This window comes from Enteractinococcus helveticum, from assembly GCF_001657475.1.
Taxonomy (GTDB): Bacteria; Actinomycetota; Actinomycetes; order Actinomycetales; family Micrococcaceae; genus Yaniella; species Yaniella helvetica.
Genome location: NZ_LXEY01000022.1, coordinates 219,204 through 240,899, shown reverse-complemented (window position 1 = coordinate 240,899; position 21,696 = coordinate 219,204). Strand labels below are relative to the sequence as shown.

General features: G+C 57.6%; 20 protein-coding genes. 5 read left to right on the top strand and 15 right to left on the bottom strand.

Annotated elements, in window-relative coordinates; genetic code table 11:
- Genes A6F49_RS13150 through rarD form a run of 7 tightly spaced genes read right to left on the bottom strand, consistent with a single transcriptional unit; the run spans position 1 to position 5,688 of the window.
- Positions 1–519 carry a GNAT family N-acetyltransferase gene (locus A6F49_RS13150; RefSeq protein WP_043058704.1) on the bottom strand — a complete coding sequence of 173 codons (519 nt, stop codon included), beginning with the start codon at positions 517–519 and terminating at the stop codon, positions 1–3.
- On the bottom strand, positions 516–1,190 hold the full coding sequence (tsaB, locus tag A6F49_RS13145; RefSeq protein ID WP_043058705.1) for a tRNA (adenosine(37)-N6)-threonylcarbamoyltransferase complex dimerization subunit type 1 TsaB: 675 nt from the start codon (positions 1,188–1,190) through the stop codon (positions 516–518). The genes A6F49_RS13150 and tsaB overlap by 4 nt, the downstream gene beginning before the upstream one ends.
- The gene (gene tsaE / locus A6F49_RS13140) at positions 1,187–1,690 is read right to left on the bottom strand and encodes a tRNA (adenosine(37)-N6)-threonylcarbamoyltransferase complex ATPase subunit type 1 TsaE (protein ID WP_043058706.1); all 504 of its coding nucleotides are present in this window, start codon (positions 1,688–1,690) and stop codon (positions 1,187–1,189) included. Before tsaE ends, tsaB begins: the two co-directional genes overlap by 4 nt.
- Positions 1,690–2,841, bottom strand: a complete 1,152-nt coding sequence (alr, locus tag A6F49_RS13135) for an alanine racemase (protein WP_043058707.1) — start codon at positions 2,839–2,841, stop codon at positions 1,690–1,692. Before alr ends, tsaE begins: the two co-directional genes overlap by 1 nt.
- An 11-nt stretch (positions 2,842–2,852) precedes the next feature.
- Positions 2,853–4,349 (bottom strand): bifunctional ADP-dependent NAD(P)H-hydrate dehydratase/NAD(P)H-hydrate epimerase, encoded by a 1,497-nt coding sequence (locus tag A6F49_RS13130; protein ID WP_043058708.1) that lies wholly within the window; start codon positions 4,347–4,349, stop codon positions 2,853–2,855.
- A complete protein-coding gene (locus A6F49_RS13125) occupies positions 4,349–4,699 on the bottom strand; it encodes a holo-ACP synthase (RefSeq protein ID WP_043058709.1) in 351 nt (116 codons plus the stop codon). The genes A6F49_RS13130 and A6F49_RS13125 overlap by 1 nt, the downstream gene beginning before the upstream one ends.
- On the bottom strand, positions 4,696–5,688 hold the full coding sequence (gene rarD / locus A6F49_RS13120; protein WP_043058710.1) for an EamA family transporter RarD: 993 nt from the start codon (positions 5,686–5,688) through the stop codon (positions 4,696–4,698). Before rarD ends, A6F49_RS13125 begins: the two co-directional genes overlap by 4 nt.
- 54 nt (positions 5,689–5,742) lie before the next feature.
- Here rarD and coaA point away from each other — a divergent pair, with 54 nt between their 5' ends.
- Genes coaA through mscL form a run of 3 tightly spaced genes read left to right on the top strand, consistent with a single transcriptional unit; the run spans position 5,743 to position 8,346 of the window.
- Positions 5,743–6,846 carry a type I pantothenate kinase gene (coaA, locus tag A6F49_RS13115; protein WP_235604993.1) on the top strand — a complete coding sequence of 368 codons (1,104 nt, stop codon included), beginning with the start codon at positions 5,743–5,745 and terminating at the stop codon, positions 6,844–6,846.
- Positions 6,847–6,848: 2 nt separating this feature from the next.
- A complete protein-coding gene (locus A6F49_RS13110) occupies positions 6,849–7,898 on the top strand; it encodes a M15 family metallopeptidase (protein WP_052505002.1) in 1,050 nt (349 codons plus the stop codon).
- Between the two features lie 58 nt (positions 7,899–7,956).
- The gene (mscL, locus tag A6F49_RS13105) at positions 7,957–8,346 is read left to right on the top strand and encodes a large conductance mechanosensitive channel protein MscL (RefSeq protein ID WP_043058711.1); all 390 of its coding nucleotides are present in this window, start codon (positions 7,957–7,959) and stop codon (positions 8,344–8,346) included.
- A 67-nt stretch (positions 8,347–8,413) separates the two neighbouring features.
- Here mscL and A6F49_RS13100 read toward each other — a convergent pair whose 3' ends face one another.
- Both A6F49_RS13100 and glmM read right to left on the bottom strand, forming a co-directional pair.
- Positions 8,414–8,701 carry a hypothetical protein gene (locus A6F49_RS13100; RefSeq protein WP_043058712.1) on the bottom strand — a complete coding sequence of 96 codons (288 nt, stop codon included), beginning with the start codon at positions 8,699–8,701 and terminating at the stop codon, positions 8,414–8,416.
- Complete coding sequence (gene glmM, locus A6F49_RS13095) at positions 8,698–10,041, bottom strand: phosphoglucosamine mutase (protein ID WP_043058713.1); 1,344 nt, start codon at positions 10,039–10,041, stop codon at positions 8,698–8,700. The genes A6F49_RS13100 and glmM overlap by 4 nt, the downstream gene beginning before the upstream one ends.
- A 731-nt stretch (positions 10,042–10,772) precedes the next feature.
- Here glmM and A6F49_RS13090 point away from each other — a divergent pair.
- Both A6F49_RS13090 and A6F49_RS13085 read left to right on the top strand, forming a co-directional pair.
- Positions 10,773–12,233, top strand: coding sequence for an ABC transporter substrate-binding protein/permease (locus A6F49_RS13090; RefSeq protein WP_043058714.1), 1,461 nt, complete (start codon positions 10,773–10,775; stop codon positions 12,231–12,233).
- A complete protein-coding gene (locus tag A6F49_RS13085; RefSeq protein WP_043058715.1) occupies positions 12,233–13,009 on the top strand; it encodes an amino acid ABC transporter ATP-binding protein in 777 nt (258 codons plus the stop codon). The genes A6F49_RS13090 and A6F49_RS13085 overlap by 1 nt, the downstream gene beginning before the upstream one ends.
- A 61-nt stretch (positions 13,010–13,070) precedes the next feature.
- Here A6F49_RS13085 and A6F49_RS13080 read toward each other — a convergent pair whose 3' ends face one another.
- The 6 genes from A6F49_RS13080 to A6F49_RS13055 form a co-directional block, all read right to left on the bottom strand.
- A complete protein-coding gene (locus tag A6F49_RS13080; RefSeq protein WP_043058716.1) occupies positions 13,071–14,378 on the bottom strand; it encodes a D-arabinono-1,4-lactone oxidase in 1,308 nt (435 codons plus the stop codon).
- A gap of 15 nt (positions 14,379–14,393) precedes the next feature.
- Entirely contained in the window at positions 14,394–15,614 is a 1,221-nt protein-coding gene (locus A6F49_RS13075) for an alanine racemase (RefSeq protein ID WP_043058717.1), read from the bottom strand.
- A gap of 8 nt (positions 15,615–15,622) precedes the next feature.
- Positions 15,623–17,065 carry an aldehyde dehydrogenase family protein gene (locus A6F49_RS13070; RefSeq protein WP_052505003.1) on the bottom strand — a complete coding sequence of 481 codons (1,443 nt, stop codon included), beginning with the start codon at positions 17,063–17,065 and terminating at the stop codon, positions 15,623–15,625.
- Positions 17,066–17,137: 72 nt separating this feature from the next.
- Positions 17,138–17,950, bottom strand: a complete 813-nt coding sequence (locus A6F49_RS13065; RefSeq protein WP_052505004.1) for a MerR family transcriptional regulator — start codon at positions 17,948–17,950, stop codon at positions 17,138–17,140.
- A 74-nt stretch (positions 17,951–18,024) separates the two neighbouring features.
- Entirely contained in the window at positions 18,025–19,608 is a 1,584-nt protein-coding gene (locus A6F49_RS13060; RefSeq protein ID WP_043058718.1) for a hydantoinase B/oxoprolinase family protein, read from the bottom strand.
- Positions 19,605–21,641: a hydantoinase/oxoprolinase family protein gene (locus A6F49_RS13055; RefSeq protein WP_043058719.1), complete on the bottom strand. Its 2,037-nt coding sequence runs from the start codon at positions 21,639–21,641 to the stop codon at positions 19,605–19,607. The genes A6F49_RS13060 and A6F49_RS13055 overlap by 4 nt, the downstream gene beginning before the upstream one ends.
- Positions 21,642–21,696 lie beyond the last annotated feature (55 nt).

Genomic DNA, 21,696 nt, shown 5'->3' with positions numbered 1-21,696 from the left:
TTACTCCTTGGTCCTGCTGGATGTTTGTGGTTCGCGCAGGTGTTTGCGCATGATCCAGGCGTCTATTCCGCCAGGATAATACTTGGGTCTGGTGTGGATATGGGTGAATCCGTTGTCGGCATAAAGCCGTTGGGCGGTGTGGTTGTCTGCCCGAACCTCTAACAGCATGTCTTTGGCGCCCAGCGTCCAGGCGGTGCGGATACACCAGATGAGCAGGGCTGCGCCGAGTTTTTTGCCGGTGTGGTCGGGGTGGATGCCGATGGTGGTGATGTCAGCAAATGGGGGGCCAAACATGACCCCGGCGAAACCGACAAGGTCTTGGTTATGGGTGATGGCCTGGTAGAAACTGTGTGGGTTGGCGGCGATGGATGCTTGGTATTCGGCTTCGAAGAGTTGGTAGGACCAGGCGTCCGGGCCAAAGATTAGGGCATCTAGTTGGGTGATCTCGGTGAGATCCGCAGCCGTCCAGGTGCGCTGGGTGTAGCCGGGTGGCAATTGCAGTGGTGCTGGCGAGTTCATTGACGCAATTGCTTTGGGATCTGGGCGTCGTGGCCGCGCAAGTACTGCGGTTCCACCGGCAACAGTCCCCATCCGCGACGAAGCGCCAGAGCGCCGTAGGCTGCGATATCGGCGGCATCCGGTACGGCGTCGGTGGAGTTGGTCATGCCGTAGAGGTGTTGTGGATATAGGCCTGCGCCGGCGCCGTAGACGGGCAGTTCGGTGACCTCGGATGGGTCGGTGACAAAGGGGCCGTGGAGGCGCTGGGATTGGCCGCCGATGTTGTCGTAGTGGGCCCAGTAGACCTCTTTGCGGCGGGCATCGGTGGCGACAATGAACTCTTCGACCCCGCTGCGGAAAGCTTCGGGGGCCACCCGGTGGGCCAGCCCATCGAGGCTGAGGACTCCGTGGGCCGGGATGTCCCAGGTGTGGGCCAGGGTTTGGGCGGTGACGATGCCTGCGCGCAGGCCGGTAAAGGGGCCGGGGCCGACACCAACAAAAATGCCAGCCAGACCCTGTGGTGCCGTTGGGTCGAGTCCGGCGTCGGTGAGTACCTCGGTGATGAATCCGGCTAGGACTTCTGAGTGGTTGCGTTGGGAATCGGTGGCCCGGTGTGCCACGATCTGGTCGTCGCGCAGGATGGCCGCCGAGGCGGTGGCGGAGGTGTCGAGCGCTAAAAATATTTGGCTCATGTCAACTGGATTCCTTCCCAACGTTGCCCGTGCCCGGTGATGATCGCCGTGCGGGGTTCTTCGACGTCGTCGTCCGAAAAATCGGTGATCAGTTCGTCGGAGGTCGCACCACGGCGAATGAGTTCAATGTCCAGGTAGGCATCAGTCAGGGCTTCGGCGGTGCCGCGGCCCCATTCCACGACGACCACGGAGTCTGCCAGCCAAGATTCCAAATCGAGGCTGGCGAGTTCGTCGGCAACGGTGATGCGGTAGGCGTCGACGTGGACGAGGTTCAGGCCGTCGTCGGGATGATTGTGGTGACGGGCCAGGACAAAGGTTGGCGAGGTGATGGGGGCGGTAATGCCCAGCGCCCTGGCCAGTGACTGGGTGAAGGTGGTTTTGCCGGCGCCGAGTTCGCCGGTCAAAATAATGACGTCGCCGGCACGCAGCTGTTGACCAACGGCAACGGCGAGACGTTGGGTGTCCATAAGGTTGGCAAGTTCTATTTCCTGGTGCACCATTACACCCACTGTTTGTGCACTCGGGGCACCCGGCAACCAATGCGAGTGACGAGTTCGTAGTTAATGGTGCCGGCCGCGATAGCCCAGGCGTCCGAGGAGATCCCAGATTTTTCGCCAAACAGTTCGACTTCAGCACCAACGGGTGCGGTGGTTACGTCATTGCGATCGGTTTGCAGATCGACGACGAATTGGTCCATGGCGATCGTGCCGGCAACACGGTAGAACTTGCCCTCGATCCATACCGGTGCCCCGACGGCGGTGCGCGGCACACCGTCGGCATAGCCGGCGGGTATCAGTGCCAGTCGGGTGGGCAGTTCGCAGCGGTAGGCATAACCGTAGGACACCCCGGTGCCCACATCGGCGGGTTTGTTATTGGCTACGGTGGTACCAAAGCTCATGACCGGGCGCAGCCCGAGATCTTCGGCGGTGCGATCGGGAAATGGGCTCAGCCCGTAGATGGCCACCCCGGCCCGGACCATATCCAGGTGGGTATCGGGGCGTGACAGCAGGGCCGGTGAGTTGGCCACGTGTCGCACATCCACGGTCAGACCGTGCTTGCGCGCGGTTTCTACGGACTCGTGGTAGAGGCTCAGTTGGGCATCAACATCGGCGTCGCCGTCTGGGTCATCGGCGTTGGCAAAGTGGGTAAAGACGCCCACGACCCGCAGGATGCCTGCTTGTTGGAGTTCGGAGGCGCGCTTGCACAGGTCATCCCAGATTTCGGGTACCGCTCCGTTGCGGGATAGGCCGGTGTCAATTTTCAGGTGAACGCGAGCCGGCAGATCGGCATTGCGCGCGGCTTGGGCCACAGCTTCAAGTTCTGGGCCTGAGACCCCAATGTCGATGTTGTGTTCGATGGCCGCATGAAATGGTGTTTTGATCGTGTGCAACCAGGCCAACAGGGGCGCGGTGATACCGGCTTCGCGCAGTTTCAGGGCCTCGGTGATGTGGGCGGTGCCCAGCCAGGTGGCACCGGCGGCTATCGCAGTTTGGGCGACTTCTACCGCACCGTGGCCGTAGCCGTCGGCTTTGACCACGGCCATCACCTGGGCAGGCTTGACCCACTGGGCGATGGTGTGAATATTATGCGCCAACGCCGAGTGATCGATGGTCACCCAGCGTTCCGGTTCTGAAGTCCAACATGTAGCCATAGTGACGTTTATTATTCCAGATCTTGCCGTTTTGCTTGACGAATGTAATGTTCCAGCGTGCTCACCACGACGCCGCCGTCGCGGGCTGCCAGTTCACCGGCCATTGAGTGTAGTCGCACTCCGGCACTGAGTGTGTGAAAGAGACGTTGCATAAAGTCGTGGTCTTCGGGCCGCAGTCGCGACAGCCCGGCCCCCAGTATTCCGGACAATGTGTCGCCGGTTCCTGCGGTGGCCAGTTCTGGGGTGCGCCCCGGATGCACACTGCGGATGCCATGCGGACCAAACACATATGTGGTGGCTGATTTCAGCACGATCCAGGTGTCAAAGCGTCGCGCGAATTCTGCAGCCTGGTCGACGACGGAATGCTCGGCAAGATCCGGTGCCAGGCGTTGTGTCAGACGCCGCATCTCACCTACGTGTGGGGTCAGCACCAACGCCGCAAATCCTAGCTCAAATACCTCGGCTTGCAGCACGTCGAGCCCAGAGGCATCGACTAAGACTGGAATCTGTAGCCGTAGTGCTGCCTGGAGTGCCGCACCGGTGGCATCTTTGGCGCGCATCGTCTCCCCGAGTCCGGGCCCAATCACAACGGCAGTTGCTTTATCCGTAAGTTGGTCTGCAACTACAGCCTGCGGGTTGGCGCTGATAACTTTATCGGCAACCGTTTTGCCGCGGGGCGGTTCAGCCACCAGGCTGATGTACCCGACCCCGGTCGCGGCTGCAGCATTGACCACCAGCACGGCCGCGCCAGGATATTCTGCCGATCCGGCCACCACACCCAGCACCCCGCGCGAATATTTATGCACATCCCAGGCAGGTGTCCCATAGCTTTTCGCAACGTCGGGGATTTCTGCAATCCACCACGGGTGATCAATGGCTGCCAGTTGGTCGTTGATCCCGATGTCGACGACGCGAATCGTGCCGCTGTGTTGACTTCCAGCTTCAGCAAACAGTCCCACCTTGGGGCCGGCAAAGGTCACAGTGAGATCAGCTGCTAGCGCTGCCCCCGGGATGTCGCCGGTATCGGCCAGGACGCCAGATGGAATGTCACAGGCGATGACTGCGGCTGTTGCCGGAATACTGAGATGATTCGTCGCCAGGTAACCGGGCAGATCAAAGCTGCCGGAAAATCCGGTACCTAATACCCCGTCGATTACCGCGGCAGTATCGGTAGGAATCTTATCGACGATGCGACCACCGGCACGGCGAAATGCGGCAAGGCCTTCCGGATGTAGATCAGTTGGGGTCGTATTGATGGGGATGGCGGCAATGGCGATGCCGCGTTTGGCGAGAAAACTGAGCGCCCACAGGGTATCGCCACCGTTATTGCCTTTTCCGATCAGCCCGATGACTCGGCTGCCGTACGTTTGGGCGCGGGTTGCAAGCAGTTGAAAGGTGTGGTGTGCGAGGCCCCATGCGGCGCGACGCATCAGGACCGGACCGTCACCGGCTTCCAGTCGCGGCTTCTCGGCCGCGCGTATCTGAGCTCCGGTATAGCAGCGGCGCATTAGCCCTCGGCAACAACCATGGCGGTGGCCCAACCGCCGTCGTGGGACAAGGACAGATGCCAGCGTCGGACGCCTTTGGCTTCGGCGATGTCGGCAACGGTGCCGGTGACTACAACGTAGGGCACACCGGATGCTTCGCGACCGATTTGACAGTGTTGCCAGTTCATACCGGCGGGAGCGGACAGGGCTTTGGCAACGGCCTCTTTGGCAGCAAATCGAGCCGCCAGAGACTGCAGGCTCAATTCGCGTTCAGCTGGAGTAAACAGACGCTCACGAAGTTTCGGAGTCCGTTCCAGCTGTCGCTCAAAGCGCGCAATGTCAACCATGTCCACACCTATGCCAATGATCATGATGTGTAGTCTACCGGTTCTTCTCGGGCAGTTTGCGATGTTGTGATTCGTAACTTCGGATTCTGTCGTATTTGTCGTAGGACATCTGCAATGAGAATAATCACGGCTACCCAGACCAAAATGAACCCGATCCAACGGCCCGTTGACATGGCCTCATGGAAGACGAAATACCCGAAGAGAAATTGCGCGATGGGTGCAATGTATTGGAACATGCCCACCGTAGATAGCGGCAAGCGAGCCGCAGCTGCGGCAAATAACACCAGCGGGATAACGGTGACTAATCCCACGACCGGCAGGGTGACACTTTGCACGGTATCGAATGTTTCAAATACACCAATGCCTCCGGCGGTACCCAGTAGTCCCATTGAGGCCAGGATCAGCCACACGGTTGAGGGCACCGATAACCATAGGGTTTCGACGGTGAGCCCGGTGAGTGAATCTACCGACGGCCCGGTTTTATTTTTGACCAGGCTATAAAACGCAAATGAGAACGCCAGCGTCAGGGAAATCCACGGCAAGCGGCCATATTCCACGGTCAATATAATCACAGCGATGAATGACACGATCACCGCTGCCCACTGTAAGGCTCGCAACCGTTCTTTGAGAATCACAACCCCCAGTACGATGGTGACCACCGGGTTGATGAAATAGCCTAACGAGGCCTCCAGCACGCGGTTCGTTGCCACCGCATAAATATACATGGCCCAGTTGATCACGATGAGGTGTCCGGCCAAGATGAGCAGCAAATGATCACGTCGGGTCTTCATCGCGGTGCCCAAACGCTTCCAGGCCCCACGCATACACGAGATAGCAACTAGGGTGACGCCAAGTGCCAAAACTACGCGCCATGCCAGTAGGTCAACGGGATGGGCTGTCATGTAATAGGCGAACACGATCGGGAGCACGCCCCATAAGAGATATGCCAAGAATGCTTGGATATATCCGCTGTTGCGCGTAGGCGTGGCCGGCTGCTCTTGTGGCTGTTTCACCGATCTCCTTATTCCAAACTCTGTTAATTACCCTTGCCGGTAGCTAAGCTGGATATGAATAATTGTCTTCTATCGGGCCTGATGAGCCATAATGATGAGGTGAATTTCCACATTCGTGATGCGACCAGCTCTCCTGCAGGGGCCCCCGATTCACCGAATACCCCGGTGAGTCCGGTAACTGAGCCCATCAATTTTGTGGGTTCACCGCCGGTCGAGCCACAGCAGTCGTACTCGCCGTTTATTGAACTTGACCGTGCTACGTGGTCAAGACTAGCCCACGAGCTAGAACAACCTTTCGACCAGTCTGATGTCGAGAGACTTCGGGGACTGGGAGATCAACTGTCGCTGACCGAAGTCGCTGAGGTCTATCTCCCGCTGTCCCGCCTGCTAAGCATCTACGTCGAAGCCTCGGCCAAACTCCGCGAAGCTTCCAATAAATTTCTCGGTGAGACCACGCGTCGCACCCCATTTGTCATTGGGGTTGCCGGCTCAGTGGCGGTGGGCAAGTCTACGATTGCCCGCGTGCTGCAGGAAATGTTGCGTCGCTGGCCCAACACCCCACGGGTGGAGTTAGTGACCACAGATGGTTTCCTCTATCCCAATGCCGAGCTCCGTCGGCGGGGTTTGATGGAGCGCAAAGGGTTCCCCGAGTCATTCGACCGCCGCCGTTTGCTACGTTTCGTCTCCGATGTCAAAGCTGGCGTTCCGGAAGTGCGTGCACCGATGTATTCTCACCTGACCTACGACATTGTGCCCAATCAACAGATTGTGGTGCGTCGTCCAGATGTCTTGATTGTCGAAGGGCTCAACGTGTTGGCCCCACCGCGGCCACGTTCCGATGGCACCTCTGGTCTATCGGTATCTGACTTTTTCGACTACTCCATCTATGTCGATGCCCCGCACGAAGCGGTCCGCAGCTGGTACGTCAAGCGATTCATGAAACTCCGTTCGGGCGCCTTTGCCAACCCAGATTCCTACTTCCACCGCTATGCGGCTCTGACCGATACGGAAGCCATTAAAACTGCCACCGGTATTTGGGATCGGATCAACGGACCGAACCTGATTCAAAACGTCTTACCCACTCGGGGCAGAGCTAAACTAGTATTGACCAAGAACGCAGACCACTATGTCAGACGCGTCCTTATGAGGAAAATCTAAGCATGCCCCGTAGCACCACTGTGACTGTTACCGCTGCAGCGGTCACCTTGGCCTGCCTTGGAGCAAGTATTTTTGTCTCCCCGCCCGTGGTTGCTGAGACCATGGGACGCCCGGTGCAAGAATTTTCACCGCTAAAACCAGAGACATATCCAGTGGCGTCAAGCCGTGACGAGGACATGAACCTGCCGGTTGCACATGATCGCGAACAGTCCATCGCCACCGAGTCGTCGACCTCCTCGACGACGACGCTTTCATCGCCACAGTCATCAGAGCCTGTCCCCCGGCAGATCGATGAGGTCACACTCACCCCGGTGACGGCAGACGAGGAGCGCTCAAGCACGAGCAGCAAACCCTCCCCGGCCAAGAGCACACCTGCTCTACCAAAAATTGAAGTAGCGCTGCCCGAGTCAACTGCACCCGCCTCAACGGATGAGGATACACAGGATACATCGCATATCCCACAGGACCTGGAATCCCCGGATTCGATGACGGTTATCGTCAATAAACTGCGTCCCCTGCCTGCTGACTATGAACCGACGGATCTGGTGGAGCTACCCGCCCAGTTCGGTGCAGGTGCTCCCATGCTGCGCGAAGTAGCTGCAGAGGCAACGCAAGCGATGTTTGAAGCTGCCCAACAGGATGGCATCAACCTGACAGTCATCTCAGCGTATCGATCGTATGACTACCAGACCGAGCTGTATGACAACTACGTTCGCCAATACGGCACGACGAACACCAATGAGATGTCTGCTCGACCAGGATTTTCCGAGCATCAAACGGGATTAGCACTTGATGTTGATACCCCGGGCGGTCAGCACACCCTGAAACAAAGCTTTGGTGAAACCCCAGCCGGTCAGTGGTTGGTTGAGCGGGCTCATGAGTTTGGGTTTGTCATTCGCTACCCCGAAGACGAGCACGAATACACGGGTTTTTCCTACGAACCATGGCATTTGCGCTACTTCGGTGAACAATATGCACAGCATATTGTCGAGCATTCTGGCGTTGCAGAACGCGAATTTGAATTAGATCCAGCGCCGGATTACCAAGAGTAGAACCATCATGAGGCATATCTCATACTCTGATGATAGGTCTGACCTTATACTGTGAATCATGCTCAAGGGATTTAGAGACTTCTTAGCGCAGGGCAATGTCATGGACCTTGCCGTTGCTGTAATCATTGGTGCCGCCTTCACACAGGTCGTGACCGCTCTGACGGACTCAGTCTTGATGCCGCTGATCTCCGCGCTCGTCGGTTCGCCGAATTTCGATGATTTCGCCAAGATCACCCTCAACGGCAACGAAATCGCGTTCGGGGTGCTGTTGACCGCGATCGTAAACTTCTTGTTAGTTGCGGCAGCTGTTTACTTTGCCATTGTTACCCCGATGAATAAGCTCATCGCAATGCGTAAGCGCGAGGAAGAAGACGAAGAAGTAACTCCAGAAGAGATTGCGTTGCTGCGTGAAATTCGCGATGCTTTGGCAAATCGTCCACGCGTCTAAAACTTCTCACACCAGAAAAGACACGTCAGCCGTCCGGTAGGTCATCGGACGGCTGGCGTGTCTTCAACTAGAGATTCGGGATGCACGGCATCCAGTTATACGGTGGATTCTCACAGACTGGAATAGCCATCAGGCCCATGGCTAACGCTGCGGCAACCACTCCAGCTAATACTAAGATGCCAAAGACTATGAGCCGTCGAGCTGTCAGGTTTTCTGGCGGGTCTGCTGAGACATCCTGCGGGTCGTGCCCCGCAAGCACGTTGGCTTCCCGATGGAACTCATCGACGTCGCGACGGAAGTATCCTTCGGCTTCGCGCAACTCTTCCTCGGTGGGGCGCTCGTCAGGTGAACTCACAGCGATAGGTTTTCTGACACCACGCTCGCCAGCAGTTGGGCCTGGGATTCTGCGGTGTCCTTGTCAGCGGCTTCGACCATGACGCGGACCACTGGTTCGGTACCCGATGGGCGCAGCAGTACGCGTCCCGTTTCGCCAAGTTGGGTCTCGACTTTGGCAACCGCCTCGGCAACAATGCCATTATTGCCGACCCCATCTTTGTCGACGTCTTTGACGTTGATCAACACCTGTGGCAGTCGCGTCATCACTTCTGATACCTCAGCCAGGGTCTTATTGGTTTCTTTCAAACGCGCGGCAAGGTGCAGGCCGGTCAAAATCCCGTCACCGGTAGTGGCCCATTCAGAGAAGATAATATGGCCAGACTGCTCGCCACCCAGCGAGTAGTCTTTGGCGTGCATGGCCTCTAGGACGTAGCGGTCCCCGACTTTGGTTTCTACGACATTGATCCCGTGTGCTTGCATTGCCAGTTTCAGCCCGAGGTTACTCATGACCGTGACAACCAAGGTGTCGTCTTTGAGCTTGCCTTGTTCTTTGAGCGCCAGTGCCATGATCGCCATGATCTGGTCGCCGTCGACGATGGTGCCGCTGTGATCAACGGCTAAGAACCGGTCAGCGTCCCCGTCCAACGCGACTCCAAGATCGGCACCGTGTTCAAGTACTGCAGCCTGCAGGTTCTCCATGTGGGTGGAGCCGTAATTTTGGTTAATGTTTAGACCATCAGGGTCGGCCCCGATCAGGGCGACCTCGGCGCCAGCGTCTGCAAAGACCTGCGGTGCCACGGCAGAACCCGCCCCGTGGGCGGCGTCGATGACGACCTTGATCCCGTCCAGTCGGTTCGGCAGCGATTTCAGCAGATGGATGACATAGCGATCTTCTGCATCGGAGAATCTGCGCACACGGCCGACTTCGGCACCGATGGGGCGCAATGGCGGTTGGCCCAGTTGCGCTTCAATGCGGGCTTCTTGTGCGTCGGTGAGTTTATCGCCACCACGGGCTAGGAATTTGATGCCGTTGTCTGGGGCTGGGTTGTGTGATGCAGAGATCATCACACCAAAATCAGCGTTGATATCGTCAACCAGATAGGCGGCTGCTGGGGTTGGCATGACACCGGCGTCGTAGACGTCGACACCGGATGATGCGAGACCTGCTGACACGGCGGCGGTGATAAATTCCGAGGAAATACGCGGATCTCTGGCTACCACAGCTTTGGGGCGTGCTCCGTTGGAGTTCTCGAATCCGAGGACGACTGCCCCAGCTTGGGCGAGTTCAATTGCGAGTTCGACGGTAATTTTTTCGTTGGCTATGCCTCGAACACCGTCAGTACCAAATAATTGTGACATTGTTACCAATTCTGTGTGACCGGCGAACCACCCGGTGCGGGATCGGGATGATTCAGTTATAGATCTTATCGAACAAGCGGGAAGCTACCGCCTAAGTCGTCGCCATACTCACTGAGCACAGACACCGGACCACAAAATGCGTGATTCCGGAGGGTGTGCCTAGGAAGTGTTCTTACCAGGGTAAAGCACGATGTTCTAGACATCTTGCATTGATACATTGCGTGCCCGAGGTTTATCATGCGATCGCCATGGCGTTCGTGATGCACGCTACTTAATGGCTGCAATACGTTTGGCGCATCTGGCTGAGTGTATGCATTTCGCGCTTGCAGTGCAGCCGAGACGATGCATGAGTCTTGCATCGGCCGAGCTGGATCGACAGCTCGCATGGGCAAATGGTCTGGTTGCTCTCGTTGAGAAATACTCACCCCATGATTACTGACATCAGTGCTCACTCGATGTGGCACACCGTGCTTGCTGTGTAGATCTGTCATGGAAGAGCCCGAGTCTGATGGTGGTGTTGCATCCAGCGCTGAAAATCGTCGTCGATGCGCATATTCCGTCGCGCCCCTTCTCCTGTGACAGTACGAAGATTCTCCTATATTACCCATAACAGCTTGATATCGGAGATTCGTCGCGTACTTCGGCAACTTAGCGCCGACGAAGGTTGTACAACTGTATCGTGCTCGGATTAGCTTTGATTTCATGGTTGACTAGCTAATTGGAGTGATGAGATGAGGCAAAACAAGACCTTTTTGTCATGGGTCTTCGCCGGGCTCGTGGTACTCTTCAGCTTCTTGTTGGTGCCGTCTGCGCTAGCAGACACTGCACCCGATGCTGAAGGCGGCGATCCAGAAGGCGAACTGTATGTCATCGGCACAGACACAACATTTGCGCCGTTTGAATTTCGCGACCCTGCCGGCGAGCTGGTGGGGATCGATATCGACCTGATGAAGGCTATCGCCGAGGATCAGGGCTTCCGTGTTGAATTTCGGTCTATGGGGTTCAATGCGGCTCTGCAGGCGTTGACCGCCAATCAGGTGGACGGAGTGATTGCCGGTGCAGGGATCACGGAAGAACGTCAACAAGTCTATGACTTCTCAGAACCATATTTCACCGGTGAATTGACTATCGCCGCTCTTGAGGGCTCAGGCATTTCTGGCTGGGAAGACCTTGAGGGCGAATCCGTGGCGGTCAAGACCGGCTCACTTTCCGAAGAGTGGGCGCGCGAGATGCAACAGGGCTACGATTTCGAGATCAATGCGCTTGATCAAACCACCACGATGGTGGAATCGGTCAAGTCGGGACACGATATCGCGCTTGTTGATGACCTGCCAATTATTGCCTACGGGATCCAACAAGGGTCAGGTCTGGAGCTGGTATCTGAGCCCGAGCCAACCGGTGACTACGGTTTTCTGGTGAATAAGGACCAGAACCAAGAGCTGTTAGCAATGTTTAATGAGGGTCTGGCCAACCTGCAGGAATCCGGTGAATACCAAGAGATTCTTGATCATTACATCGGTGGTGAATCCGGCCCGGATCCGTCAACCTTCTTCGGGTTGCTAGCAACCTCGATGCCAGCATTGATGGTGGGGCTGCGCAACACTTTGCTCATCACCGGCATCTCATTTGCCATTGCCATGGCACTGGGTTTGATGTTTGGTTTCATGAAAATCTCGTCGAATATTGTGCTGCGCGGAATTGCCACAGCATTTATCGCCGTCTTCCGTGGCACGCCAATTCTGGTCTGGGCGTTCTTCTTTTATTTCGGTTTGCCACAGCTGATCAGCGTCCCAATCTCCATCTGGGTCGCTGGTGCGTTGACCTTGTCACTCAACGGGGCGGCGTACATCGCTGAAATCGTCCGCGGTTCGGTGCAATCGGTCGATCCGGGACAAACCGAAGCGGCCCGGTCCCTGGCACTGACACAAGGTCAGGCGATGCGCAAGGTCGTCCTCCCACAGGCGTTCAAGATGATGACACCATCGCTGATCAACCAGTTGGTCATCATGCTCAAGGACTCCTCATTGCTGCTGGCCATTGGTTTTGGCGAGTTGCTGTACCAGGCCCAACAAATCTATGCAGCGAACTTCCGTACCACCGAAGTCTTGCTGATTGTCGCGGCCATTTACTTCGTGGCGGTCTGGTTGCTGACCGCTCTGGCAAACTTTGTGGATAGAAGGGTGAATAATTAATGGCGAATCCAAAAACTTCCACAATTCCACTGGTCTCCGATGACGAGACCAACGTCATTCGTATCGAGGACCTCCGCAAATCATTCGGTGACCATGAGGTACTGCGCGGGGTCAACGCCAACGTCAAAACCGGTGAAGTTGTGTGTGTCATTGGTCCATCCGGTTCCGGAAAATCTACCCTGCTTCGCTGCATCAACGGCTTGGAGTCCATTACCTCGGGCAATATTTGGCTGGGTGGCTTCAACCTGTCCGACGAAAAGGTGGACCTCAATGAAGTCCGTAAACACGTTGGCATGGTGTTCCAGCACTTCAATTTGTTCCCCAACATGACCGTGGCGGAAAACATTACTTTGGCGCCGACTCAGGTCAAAAAGTATTCTCAGGACCGAGCACGCACAGAAGCCCTGGAATTACTGCGCCGTGTTGGTCTCGAAGAAAAAGCTGACGCACGACCAGCCTCCCTATCGGGTGGGCAGAAACAGCGTGTGGCCATCGCCCGGGCTCTGGCGATGAATCCTGAGATCATGCTCTTTGATGAAGCGACCTCGGCACTGGACCCCGAAATGGTCGGTGAAGTGCTGGGTGTTATTCGTAGTCTTGCCGATGAGGGCATGACCATGGTGTTGGTGACACACGAAATGGGCTTCGCCCGGGAAGTCGCTGACCGAGTGGCCTTCATCGATGCCGGCGTGATCCAAGAATACGGTCCGCCAGAGCAGATCTTTAGCAACCCGACATCAGACCGGCTCAAGGACTTTCTGTCCAAGGTACTCTGACGACATTGGTTGTTGAATCAGCGGGGTGCACACCGGTTCCGGTGTGCACCCCGCATCAGGTTTAAGCACCTAAGACTCGAGTCACATATGAATTAGCGAAGATGCGCTGGGGATCATATTGTTCGCGAAGGTCCAGCATCTGTTGCCATTTCGGGTACAGCGCGGGGAAGTCTGCGGCAGCTAACGTATGGAGTTTGCCCCAGTGGGGTCGCCCGCCGGCAGCACGTAGGATCGGCTCAATCTGGGCGAAATACTCTCGGAAGTCCTGTTGAAAATATTGATGCACCGCGATATAGCCGGTGGGTTGACTGTGATTGGTGGCTAACCACGCCGTGTCTGGTGCTGCTGATCGAATCTCTAACGGAAATGTGCTGCCCAGGTTCTTGCGACAGAACAGTGCTCGCAGTTCGCGCACGACGTCTGGAATGGTCTCAAATGGTAGCGCATATTCCATCTCGTTGAATCGGACTCGACGTGGTGTAGCGAACGCGGACGACCAGTGGGCTGTCACGTCGGAGCTGCCCCACGCTCGGGTCGCGTACCGGTTGAGTGCAGGCAGCAAGCGACGGTAGCGCCGGCCCAGCTGACTGATCAGCGCCAGACCACCGTTTGACACCAGCTCGTCGGTGACCCAGTTTTGGGCGCGCTGCAACGGCGATGGGCTGCGGTCTTGGACCGGGAGTCGCTGCGAACTTTTGGTCTGAACATTCTGATCGTGTCCAAACCAGAAGACTTCGAAGTGATCGTGCTGGTCGTTGAATGCTTGCCAATTGTCCAGGACCTCATCCAGGGGTGCTGGGGCTTCCACCGTTCGTAGATCATATTCGGGTACGAGTTGCAGAGTCACCGTGGTGACAATGCCAAATGCGCCCAGACTGACCCGAAGTGCATCCAGTACCTCGGGGTCTTGGTCTTCAGACACCGTGAGACGTTGCCCGGTGCCAGTGATGAACTCAAGTCCTATGACCTGTGAGGCTAAGGCGCCGAATCGTACCCCCGTGCCGTGGGTGCCGGTGGAAATGGCCCCGGCAATGGACTGCTGGTTGATATCTCCCAGATTTTCCATGGCCCACCCGCTGCCGGCCAAGAGCTGGGCTATCTGCCACAGGCGGGTCCCAGACCGCAGGGTCACGCGTCCTGCGTGCTGGTCGAAGGTCACAATCCCGGTGTAATTGCTCAGGTCCAACTGGATGTCGTTCGCGGCAGCGATACTGGTAAAGGAATGTCCAGAACCCACCGCTTTAAGGCGCCGACACTGGGCTATCGCCTCATCGACGGTGGTTTCGAGGGCCTCGATGGTCCAGGGAGTGGCCACGTCAGTTGGTGTTGAGCTGATCGTCTTGGACCAGTTGGACCAGGTGTGAGCCATAGTTGATTGCCCGCCTTAGAGAAATGCGTAGCCATCACCCCGATATGTAGTCACGCGGGCGGTGATGGTCTGATTGGTAAGGATCTGAAAATGATTGACGTGTTCGGCTAACTCACCGGCTTTGGTGTGTCGAAACCACACCCGCTGTCCGATACGCGGCGTATCACCGCGGGCCTTCAGCGGCGTTTGAACCTCGCCGGCGCCCTCTGTGGTGGTATACCGCAGGCCTGGTGGATAGACAGGTTGTGGCAGTCGGTCGGCACCGGGTGCACCGGAGGCGATCCAGCCTCCGCCGTGCACGGTTACCATATCCGCAGAAGGCATCCGTACGGCGTCCAACCCGAAGAAGGCTGCCGGATGTGGTGAGAACCTGGCATAGTGATCAAAAAGGTGCGGGCCATACAGTCCGGAGCCTGCGGCAAGTTCGGTGACGGAGTCATCGGTTGTCGTGAAGTCCAATGACCCGGTACCTCCGCCGTTGATAAATTCCAGCTCCGGGAGTCCTCGTGCCGCAAGCACTGCTTGCACGGCAGCCACCACGTTGGGTCTGCGAGCGCCGAGCTCTTGCATGGAGAGGCGTTTTAGTGACCTCATGATCGGATTGGTATCGGTTACCCCGGCGATTTGTGCTTCGTACCCCATCAGGCCCACGAGGCGAAATTGCTCGGAGGCGGTGACATATTCGGCTGCGGCTCGTGCTTGGGAGACCCGGTGGATCGGTGATCGACGCGCACCGATATGGATCGGCCCAAGCCTAAGCGACGTATCAAGGTCCAGGCATACTCGGACCGGTGCCACGGGTGTGCCTGCATGTTGGATGGCTCGAAGTTGATCGGGGTGATCAATCATCAGGGTGATGGCCGACAGGAGTTGGGTGGAACTGATCAGGTTCGCCAACGCATTGGGGGCCACCGTCGGATATGCCACGACGACGTCGTCGGTAACGCCCATGTGCACGAGCATGATGGCTTCATCCAGGGTGAAAGCCAAGACGCCGGCAAACCCTTCAAGGGCCAGCAGGGCGTTGAGGACTTCAACCGAGCGAATGGATTTGGACGCAATACGCACGGGTTTGCCCTGGGCACGGTGCAACAGGTTGTGCGCATTTGCTGATAGTGCGTGCAGATCCAGCACGGCGAGTGGGGCGTCTAAGTCGTGACTGGCGGCATCGAGCCTGCGATGTTGTTGGCCAACCAGTGGCTCTCCGGTTGGTAATAGTTGAAAGCTGGTGTCCATGGCGAAGGCTATTCCGGGGGCCGGGTGCGGTAGTACTGCGCGGCTCGTTTGTCGGCGGGTGGATTCTTGCCGGCCGAGAAGAAACGTCGGACCAGTCGATTGGCCCAGCCTGGTACCGGTTGTGTCAGCAGTTTGATCGTGTCACAGCTCGTGGGTTTGTCTAAGACCGCGCGGTGGTGGGTGAACGTTTCTAGTGACCACCGGCCGTGGTATTGGCCGCGACCTGATGCTCCTACCCCACCGAAAGGTAGGTGTGGGTTGGCGACGTGCATGACCGGAATGTTGATGCCGATGGCTCCGGCGACGACATGATCGCAAAAGGAATCTTTGATGGCGTTGGACTCTGTGAAGACGTATGCCGCCAGTGGGTGGGCTCGTTGGTTGATGCGGTGCACGGCGTCGTCGATTCCGGTGACCTGGATGATGGGTAGGACCGGGCCGAAGAGTTCTCGCGACATCAAGGCGTCGTCTTCAGCGATATCGGTGATGATGGTCGGTTCGATGAAGCGTTGTTCGGCGTCAATGGTCCCGCCGTGCAGCGTTGTGCCGGTAGATGCTGCCAGCAGTTCGGCGAGGCTGGCGGTGTGATCGGGGGTGATCATGCGTGGATAGTCTGGATGAGTCTGGGGATTTGGGCCGAATTGCTGAGCGAGCTCAGCAAGCACGGCGGCTTGGAATTTCTCGGCGATCGCTTGATGCACATAGATGTGGTTGGGCGCCACGCAGGTCTGCCCGGCGTTGAAAAATTTGCCCCAGACTAATCGGGTCGCGGTAGTGCGAATATTGGCGTCGTCGTGCACATAGACCGGCGACTGGCCACCAAGCTCGAGCGTGTAATCAATATGCTGTTCTGCGCAGGCCTGGGCGATGATGGATCCCACGCGTGGGGAGCCGGTGAAAAACACGTAGTCTGGGCCGGTGTTGAGTATCTGGTTGACGACGTCGGGGCCGCCGGTCACGACGCGAACGGCATGTGGATCGAGGTATTGCGGTATGAGTTCGGCCAGGAGGGTTTCGACCGCGGTGGCGATCTCGGAGGGTTTCATTACCACCGCGTTGCCGGCGGCCACCGCCCCGGCCAGTGGGGACAGACTGAGCAGGATGGGATAGTTCCACGGGGAGATGACCAGCACGGTGCCGCGGGGTTCGTGTTGAATCTTTGATGACGCGGGCCAGAGGGCAATCGGTGTACGGACGCGTTGCGGCTTGGCCCAGGAGGCGACCTGTTTGCGCAGTGCTTTGATTTCGTGGAGGACCTGACCGATTTCAGATACCCAGGACTCGAAACCGTTCTTGCCAAGGTCGGTTTGCAGAGCTGTTTCGATGGCGTCGGCGTGGTCTTCCAGCAGTTGTTGTAGCGCGGAGAGCTGGCCTAAGCGCCATTCGACGTTGCGGGTTCGTCCGGTTCGGTAGACGTGTTGGACTTCGGCAAGGGTCTGTGCAGCGGTCATAGCCTACCTTTCTGGTCGTTACCCAGCGTACTGTTACTAGCTGGTAACTATCAATCCGGCAGGTGCGCCACCCTAACGGGTTGTCGAAGGAATTGGTAGGTCAATGACCAATTCCATGCTGTTCAGGTCACTGTCGGGTACTCGGACCTGACGGATTCCCAAGACGTCGTCCTCACGAGCTTCATGGAAGATTGCTACTGCGGCCGGATGTGGTGCCGACAGTTCGGGACTCATGGCGACCAGCGGGTTCATGCGAACGTATTTTTCGATTCGGGGCTGCAGTGTCCCGGTGACAATGTATTCCGGGTGGGGAACCACGGTGGGCACGGCGTGTGTGAGCCCAACTGCTTGGCACATCACCGAGGCGCCTGAGGCCTGATCGGTTCGAAATTCAGTCCAGGTGTGGCCGGTGACGTTGATATCGTACTGTGGCAGGGTTTTGAGGAATTCTTGAAAGCCTAGGACTTCGGCGTCGTCATCTGGTCGCGGCTGGTCTGTGGGCATGACATGACCGACCCAGGACATTGCTTGGGCGGTGCGCTGGCCTATCTCATAGTCTTTGAGGTACTCGTCGAGAATCATTATGCCCTCGTCCCACAGCAGGTCTTGTCGCTGCCGTTCCGCCAAGACCGTGTTTCGGTGTTCTTCAAGCACATGTGTTCTCACGGTGTTGTCGTTGAGATACTGTTGAACCGATTTGAGCGATAGACCCATTTCGCGCAGGATCGAAATGCTTGCCGCAGTTTTGACCTCGGCGGTGTCATAATGCCGATAGCCCGTGTTGGGATCCACTTCTGCCGGGGTCAGCAGGTCGACCTCGTCGTAGTGTCGCAGGGCTTTGATGGTCAGCCCGGTAGCCTCGGAGAATTCGCCGATGGTCATCATGCAATGGGTCCTTTCCTGGGTGATGGTATCTTCATCATCGGGTCTCCCGTTGCAGGAGGGTCAACTCGTAGCTGCTATGCGGTGCCGTAGCCACCACCACCTGCGGTTTGTATGGTGATGCCTTCACCGGCATGGACTTCGAACCTGGTCATGGATTCTCGGGGTTCATCGCCGTCAGTACCATGGCGGATGACATGGCCTGGCGTGCCATCTGATCCGCCAGCGAGGCCCCAGGGTGCAGTGGTCACCCGGGATGTGCCGGCTACGACTTGGGCTTTGCCGCGGGTGAGTGTTAGGTGGCGGATCAACCCGTCGCCGCCGCGGAATGTGCCTGCTCCGCCGGTGTTCTCGGCGATTTGGTAGGCCTCAACGCGTAGCGGATACTCGCGCTCAATGACTTCACACGGGGTGTTGCGGGTATTGGTCATGTGGGTGTGTACGGCAGAGGCGCCGTCCTGGTCCGGCATGGCGCCCTGTCCCCCGCCGTAGGTTTCGACGTAGGAGAAGTATTGGCCGGTGGTTTCGTCAAAGCCGCCGATGGTCATGATCGACATCGACCCGGAGGAGGCCGCCGGGACATGTTCGGGAGCGAATTCGTGAAACGCGCCGAGCAAAGCGTCGACAATGCGCTGTGAGGTTTGGATATTGCCGTTGGCCACCGGTGCGGGAAATACTGCTGCCACCAGTGAGCCTTTGCGAGTGTGCACGGTGATCGGTTCCATCAGGCCTGCGTTGGAAGGCAAGGTGGGATCGGTGAGCAGTTTAATCACGTAGGCCACGCAGCCTTCGGTCACCGCCCAGGAACAGTTCACGGCACCGGAGACTTGGTCGTTGGTTTCGGTGAAGTCCACGGTGAGGTGTTCACCGGAGACTTCCACGGTCACGGTGATCTCGGTGGGATGTTCGCGGTTGCCGTCGTGTTCGAGAATATCGGTAAAGGTCCCCTTGCCATCGGGCAGGTGGCCAATGGCGGCTGCGGTGCGGCGGGCAGCATAGTCAACCAGAGCCCGAGTGGATTGCCCAAAACGCTGGGTGCCCCATTCTGCTAATAATTCCTGGATACGCCGTTCGCCCAGTCGGTTGGCGGCGACCTGAGCCATGATGTCGCCGCGCGTCTTGTCCTGGGTGCGAATATTTGTCAGTAATACCGAGAACAGTTCGCGCTGGAGCACACCGCGGTCGAAGAGTTTGACCGGGGGAACCCGCACACCTTCTTGGTAGATTTCGGTGGCATGCGTGGCCATCGAGCCCGGGGTAATCCCGCCGACGTCGACATGGTGGGCCAGATTGGCGACCACGGCAATCAGTTCATCATGCCAAAAGACCGGGGTAATGACACACATATCTGGCAGGTGGGACCCGCCGAGATAGGGGTTATTGGTGATCAGCACATCGCCGTCAACCAGATTCTCGGTACCGTATGTGGCCAGAGCGTTTTTGATCATGGTTGGCATCAAGCCCAGATGCAATGGAATATGTTCGGCCTGTGAGATGAGCATGCCATCGGGCCCATAGATGCCTGCTGAACAGTCGCGCCGGTCTTTGATGTTGGGCGAGTAGCTGGTTTGGATCAGTGCGGTGCCGACTTCTTCGGCGATGGATTCTAACCGGTTGCGTGCGATTTCGAGTTCTACCGCATTCAACGACGTCTGGTTCATGACTGCTCCTGGTCTGTCGCAGAGCGAATATGTAGGAAATCATAGGTGTCGTTCTGCGCTGACTGATCGGGACGAATATAGATGGTCGAGTCGAACTGCTCGATGATCGCCGGGCCCTGCACTACGGTTGCCTCCCCGAAACTGGCGCGATCATAAATTGGCACGTCGCGCCAGGAGCCATCGATATAGACCTTGCGGTGGTGGGTGGCTGTGACCTCAGCGCTGATGGACGCCACGGATTCTAGGACGCCATGTTCAACGGGTTGGGTCACCACCAGCCGGGCGACGACGATCTCCATGACCGCATCCGGATCAGCAAATCCATAGTTTTCTTCATGGGCTTGTTCAAAGATTTCGCGTTGGGTCCCCCAGTCGGGGTCCCAGGCGACCGTGAGCTCATAGGACTGACCGATGTACCGAGCATCGACCAGAGACTCATAGTGGGTCTCAGCCTCCGGATGATCCAGATCAGCACCAGCGTGTGCTTGCATATCTTGGAAGGTCGCCTCAAGGTCGCTGAGTGCCTGCGGCGTGTTGACGTCGACACTGGTCGCATAGTCGTAGCGGATGGGTGCATCGAGTATGCCCACCGCTGAGGCGATTCCGGGCCGAGGTGGGATGATTACCGAGCGCATATTGAGTTCCCGGGCAAGATCCGCGCCGTGTAACGGGCCGGCGCCGCCGAAGGCCATCAGGTCACAGGCCCGTAGATCAACGCCGCGCTCAACTGAGACTTTGCGAATACCCCGAGCCATGGTTGCGGTAATGACCTTCAGAATGCCCTCGGCGGTATCTTCGGCAGAAAGGCCCAGCTGTTGCCCCCATTCGGTCATCGCGTCGCGAGCCGCCGGTACATCGAGGTCGAATTCTCCGCCAAGCAGCTCATCACCCAGACGACCGATGACGGCGTGGGCATCGGTGACGGTAAGATGCTCACCGCCGCGCTGATAACTGATCGGGCCGGGATCGGCTCCGGCGGAATGGGGACCAACGCGAAGGCCACCGCCGGAATCTAACCAGGCGATCGAACCGCCGCCGGCACCGATGGTGTGAACATCGACCGACGGGAGCTTCAGTGGGAGCCCGGCAATTTCAGATGAGAGTGTCTCATCGGGGATGCCATCGCGTATCAGGGCAATATCCGTGGAGGTACCGCCGATATCAAAGGAGACGACGCGTTGCAGCTCAAGGTGTTTGGCCCAGTTGGCGGCTCCGACGACGCCGCCGGCCAGGCCTGACAGCACAGTGCGTGCGGGGTGTTCTGCAGCGTCTGTGGGGCTGAGCAAACCACCGGAGGACTGCATGATCCGCCACCCGGTTTCCACACCGGCTTGGGTGAGTCCTTGTTCTAATTGGTGAATGTAGTGCGAAATGCGTGGGGAAACGTAGGCGTTGATTGCTGCGGTCGAGGTGCGCTCAAATTCACGCATTTCAGCCGATACATCGGTTGCTGCCACAACCTGATGGGCGATACCAGCTTCCTGAATGATCTCAGCAGCTCGATGTTCGTGTTCGGGATTCACATAGGCATTGAGAAAGGAGACCACGACGACGTCCAGGTTGAACTCGCGAAGATCTTCAATGGTCGTACGCAGTGCGGTCTCATCGAGCTCGACAATGATCTGACCGGTGGCGTCCATGCGTTGCGTGGCTTCAACAATATGTTTGCGGTCGATGAGTGGTTCGGGGCGCGCTTGGTGTTGATCGTAGATGGATGGGCGGGCTTGGTGCGCAATTGCCAGCACATCTCGAAAGCCTTTGGTCGTGACCATACCAATGCGTGCTCCGTCACGGGTGATCACGGTGTTGGTTGCTACGGTACTGCCGTGGACAAATCGGGTGAGATCTTGTGGTGTGCCACCGACTCGGTTCAATGCACCTTTGAGCCCGGCGATGACCGCTTGTTCTGGTGCTGCCGGGGTTGACGGAAGTTTCCAGACGCTCATGGTCCCGTCGTCGGCCCGGATTGCGACGTCGGTGAAGGTCCCACCGGTATCGATGGCCATGTGTAAGGGCTGATCGTGTTGACTCATTGTTGTCGCATCACACCTTTGACGATCGGGTTGGTCATCTTTGATCGTAGCGTTT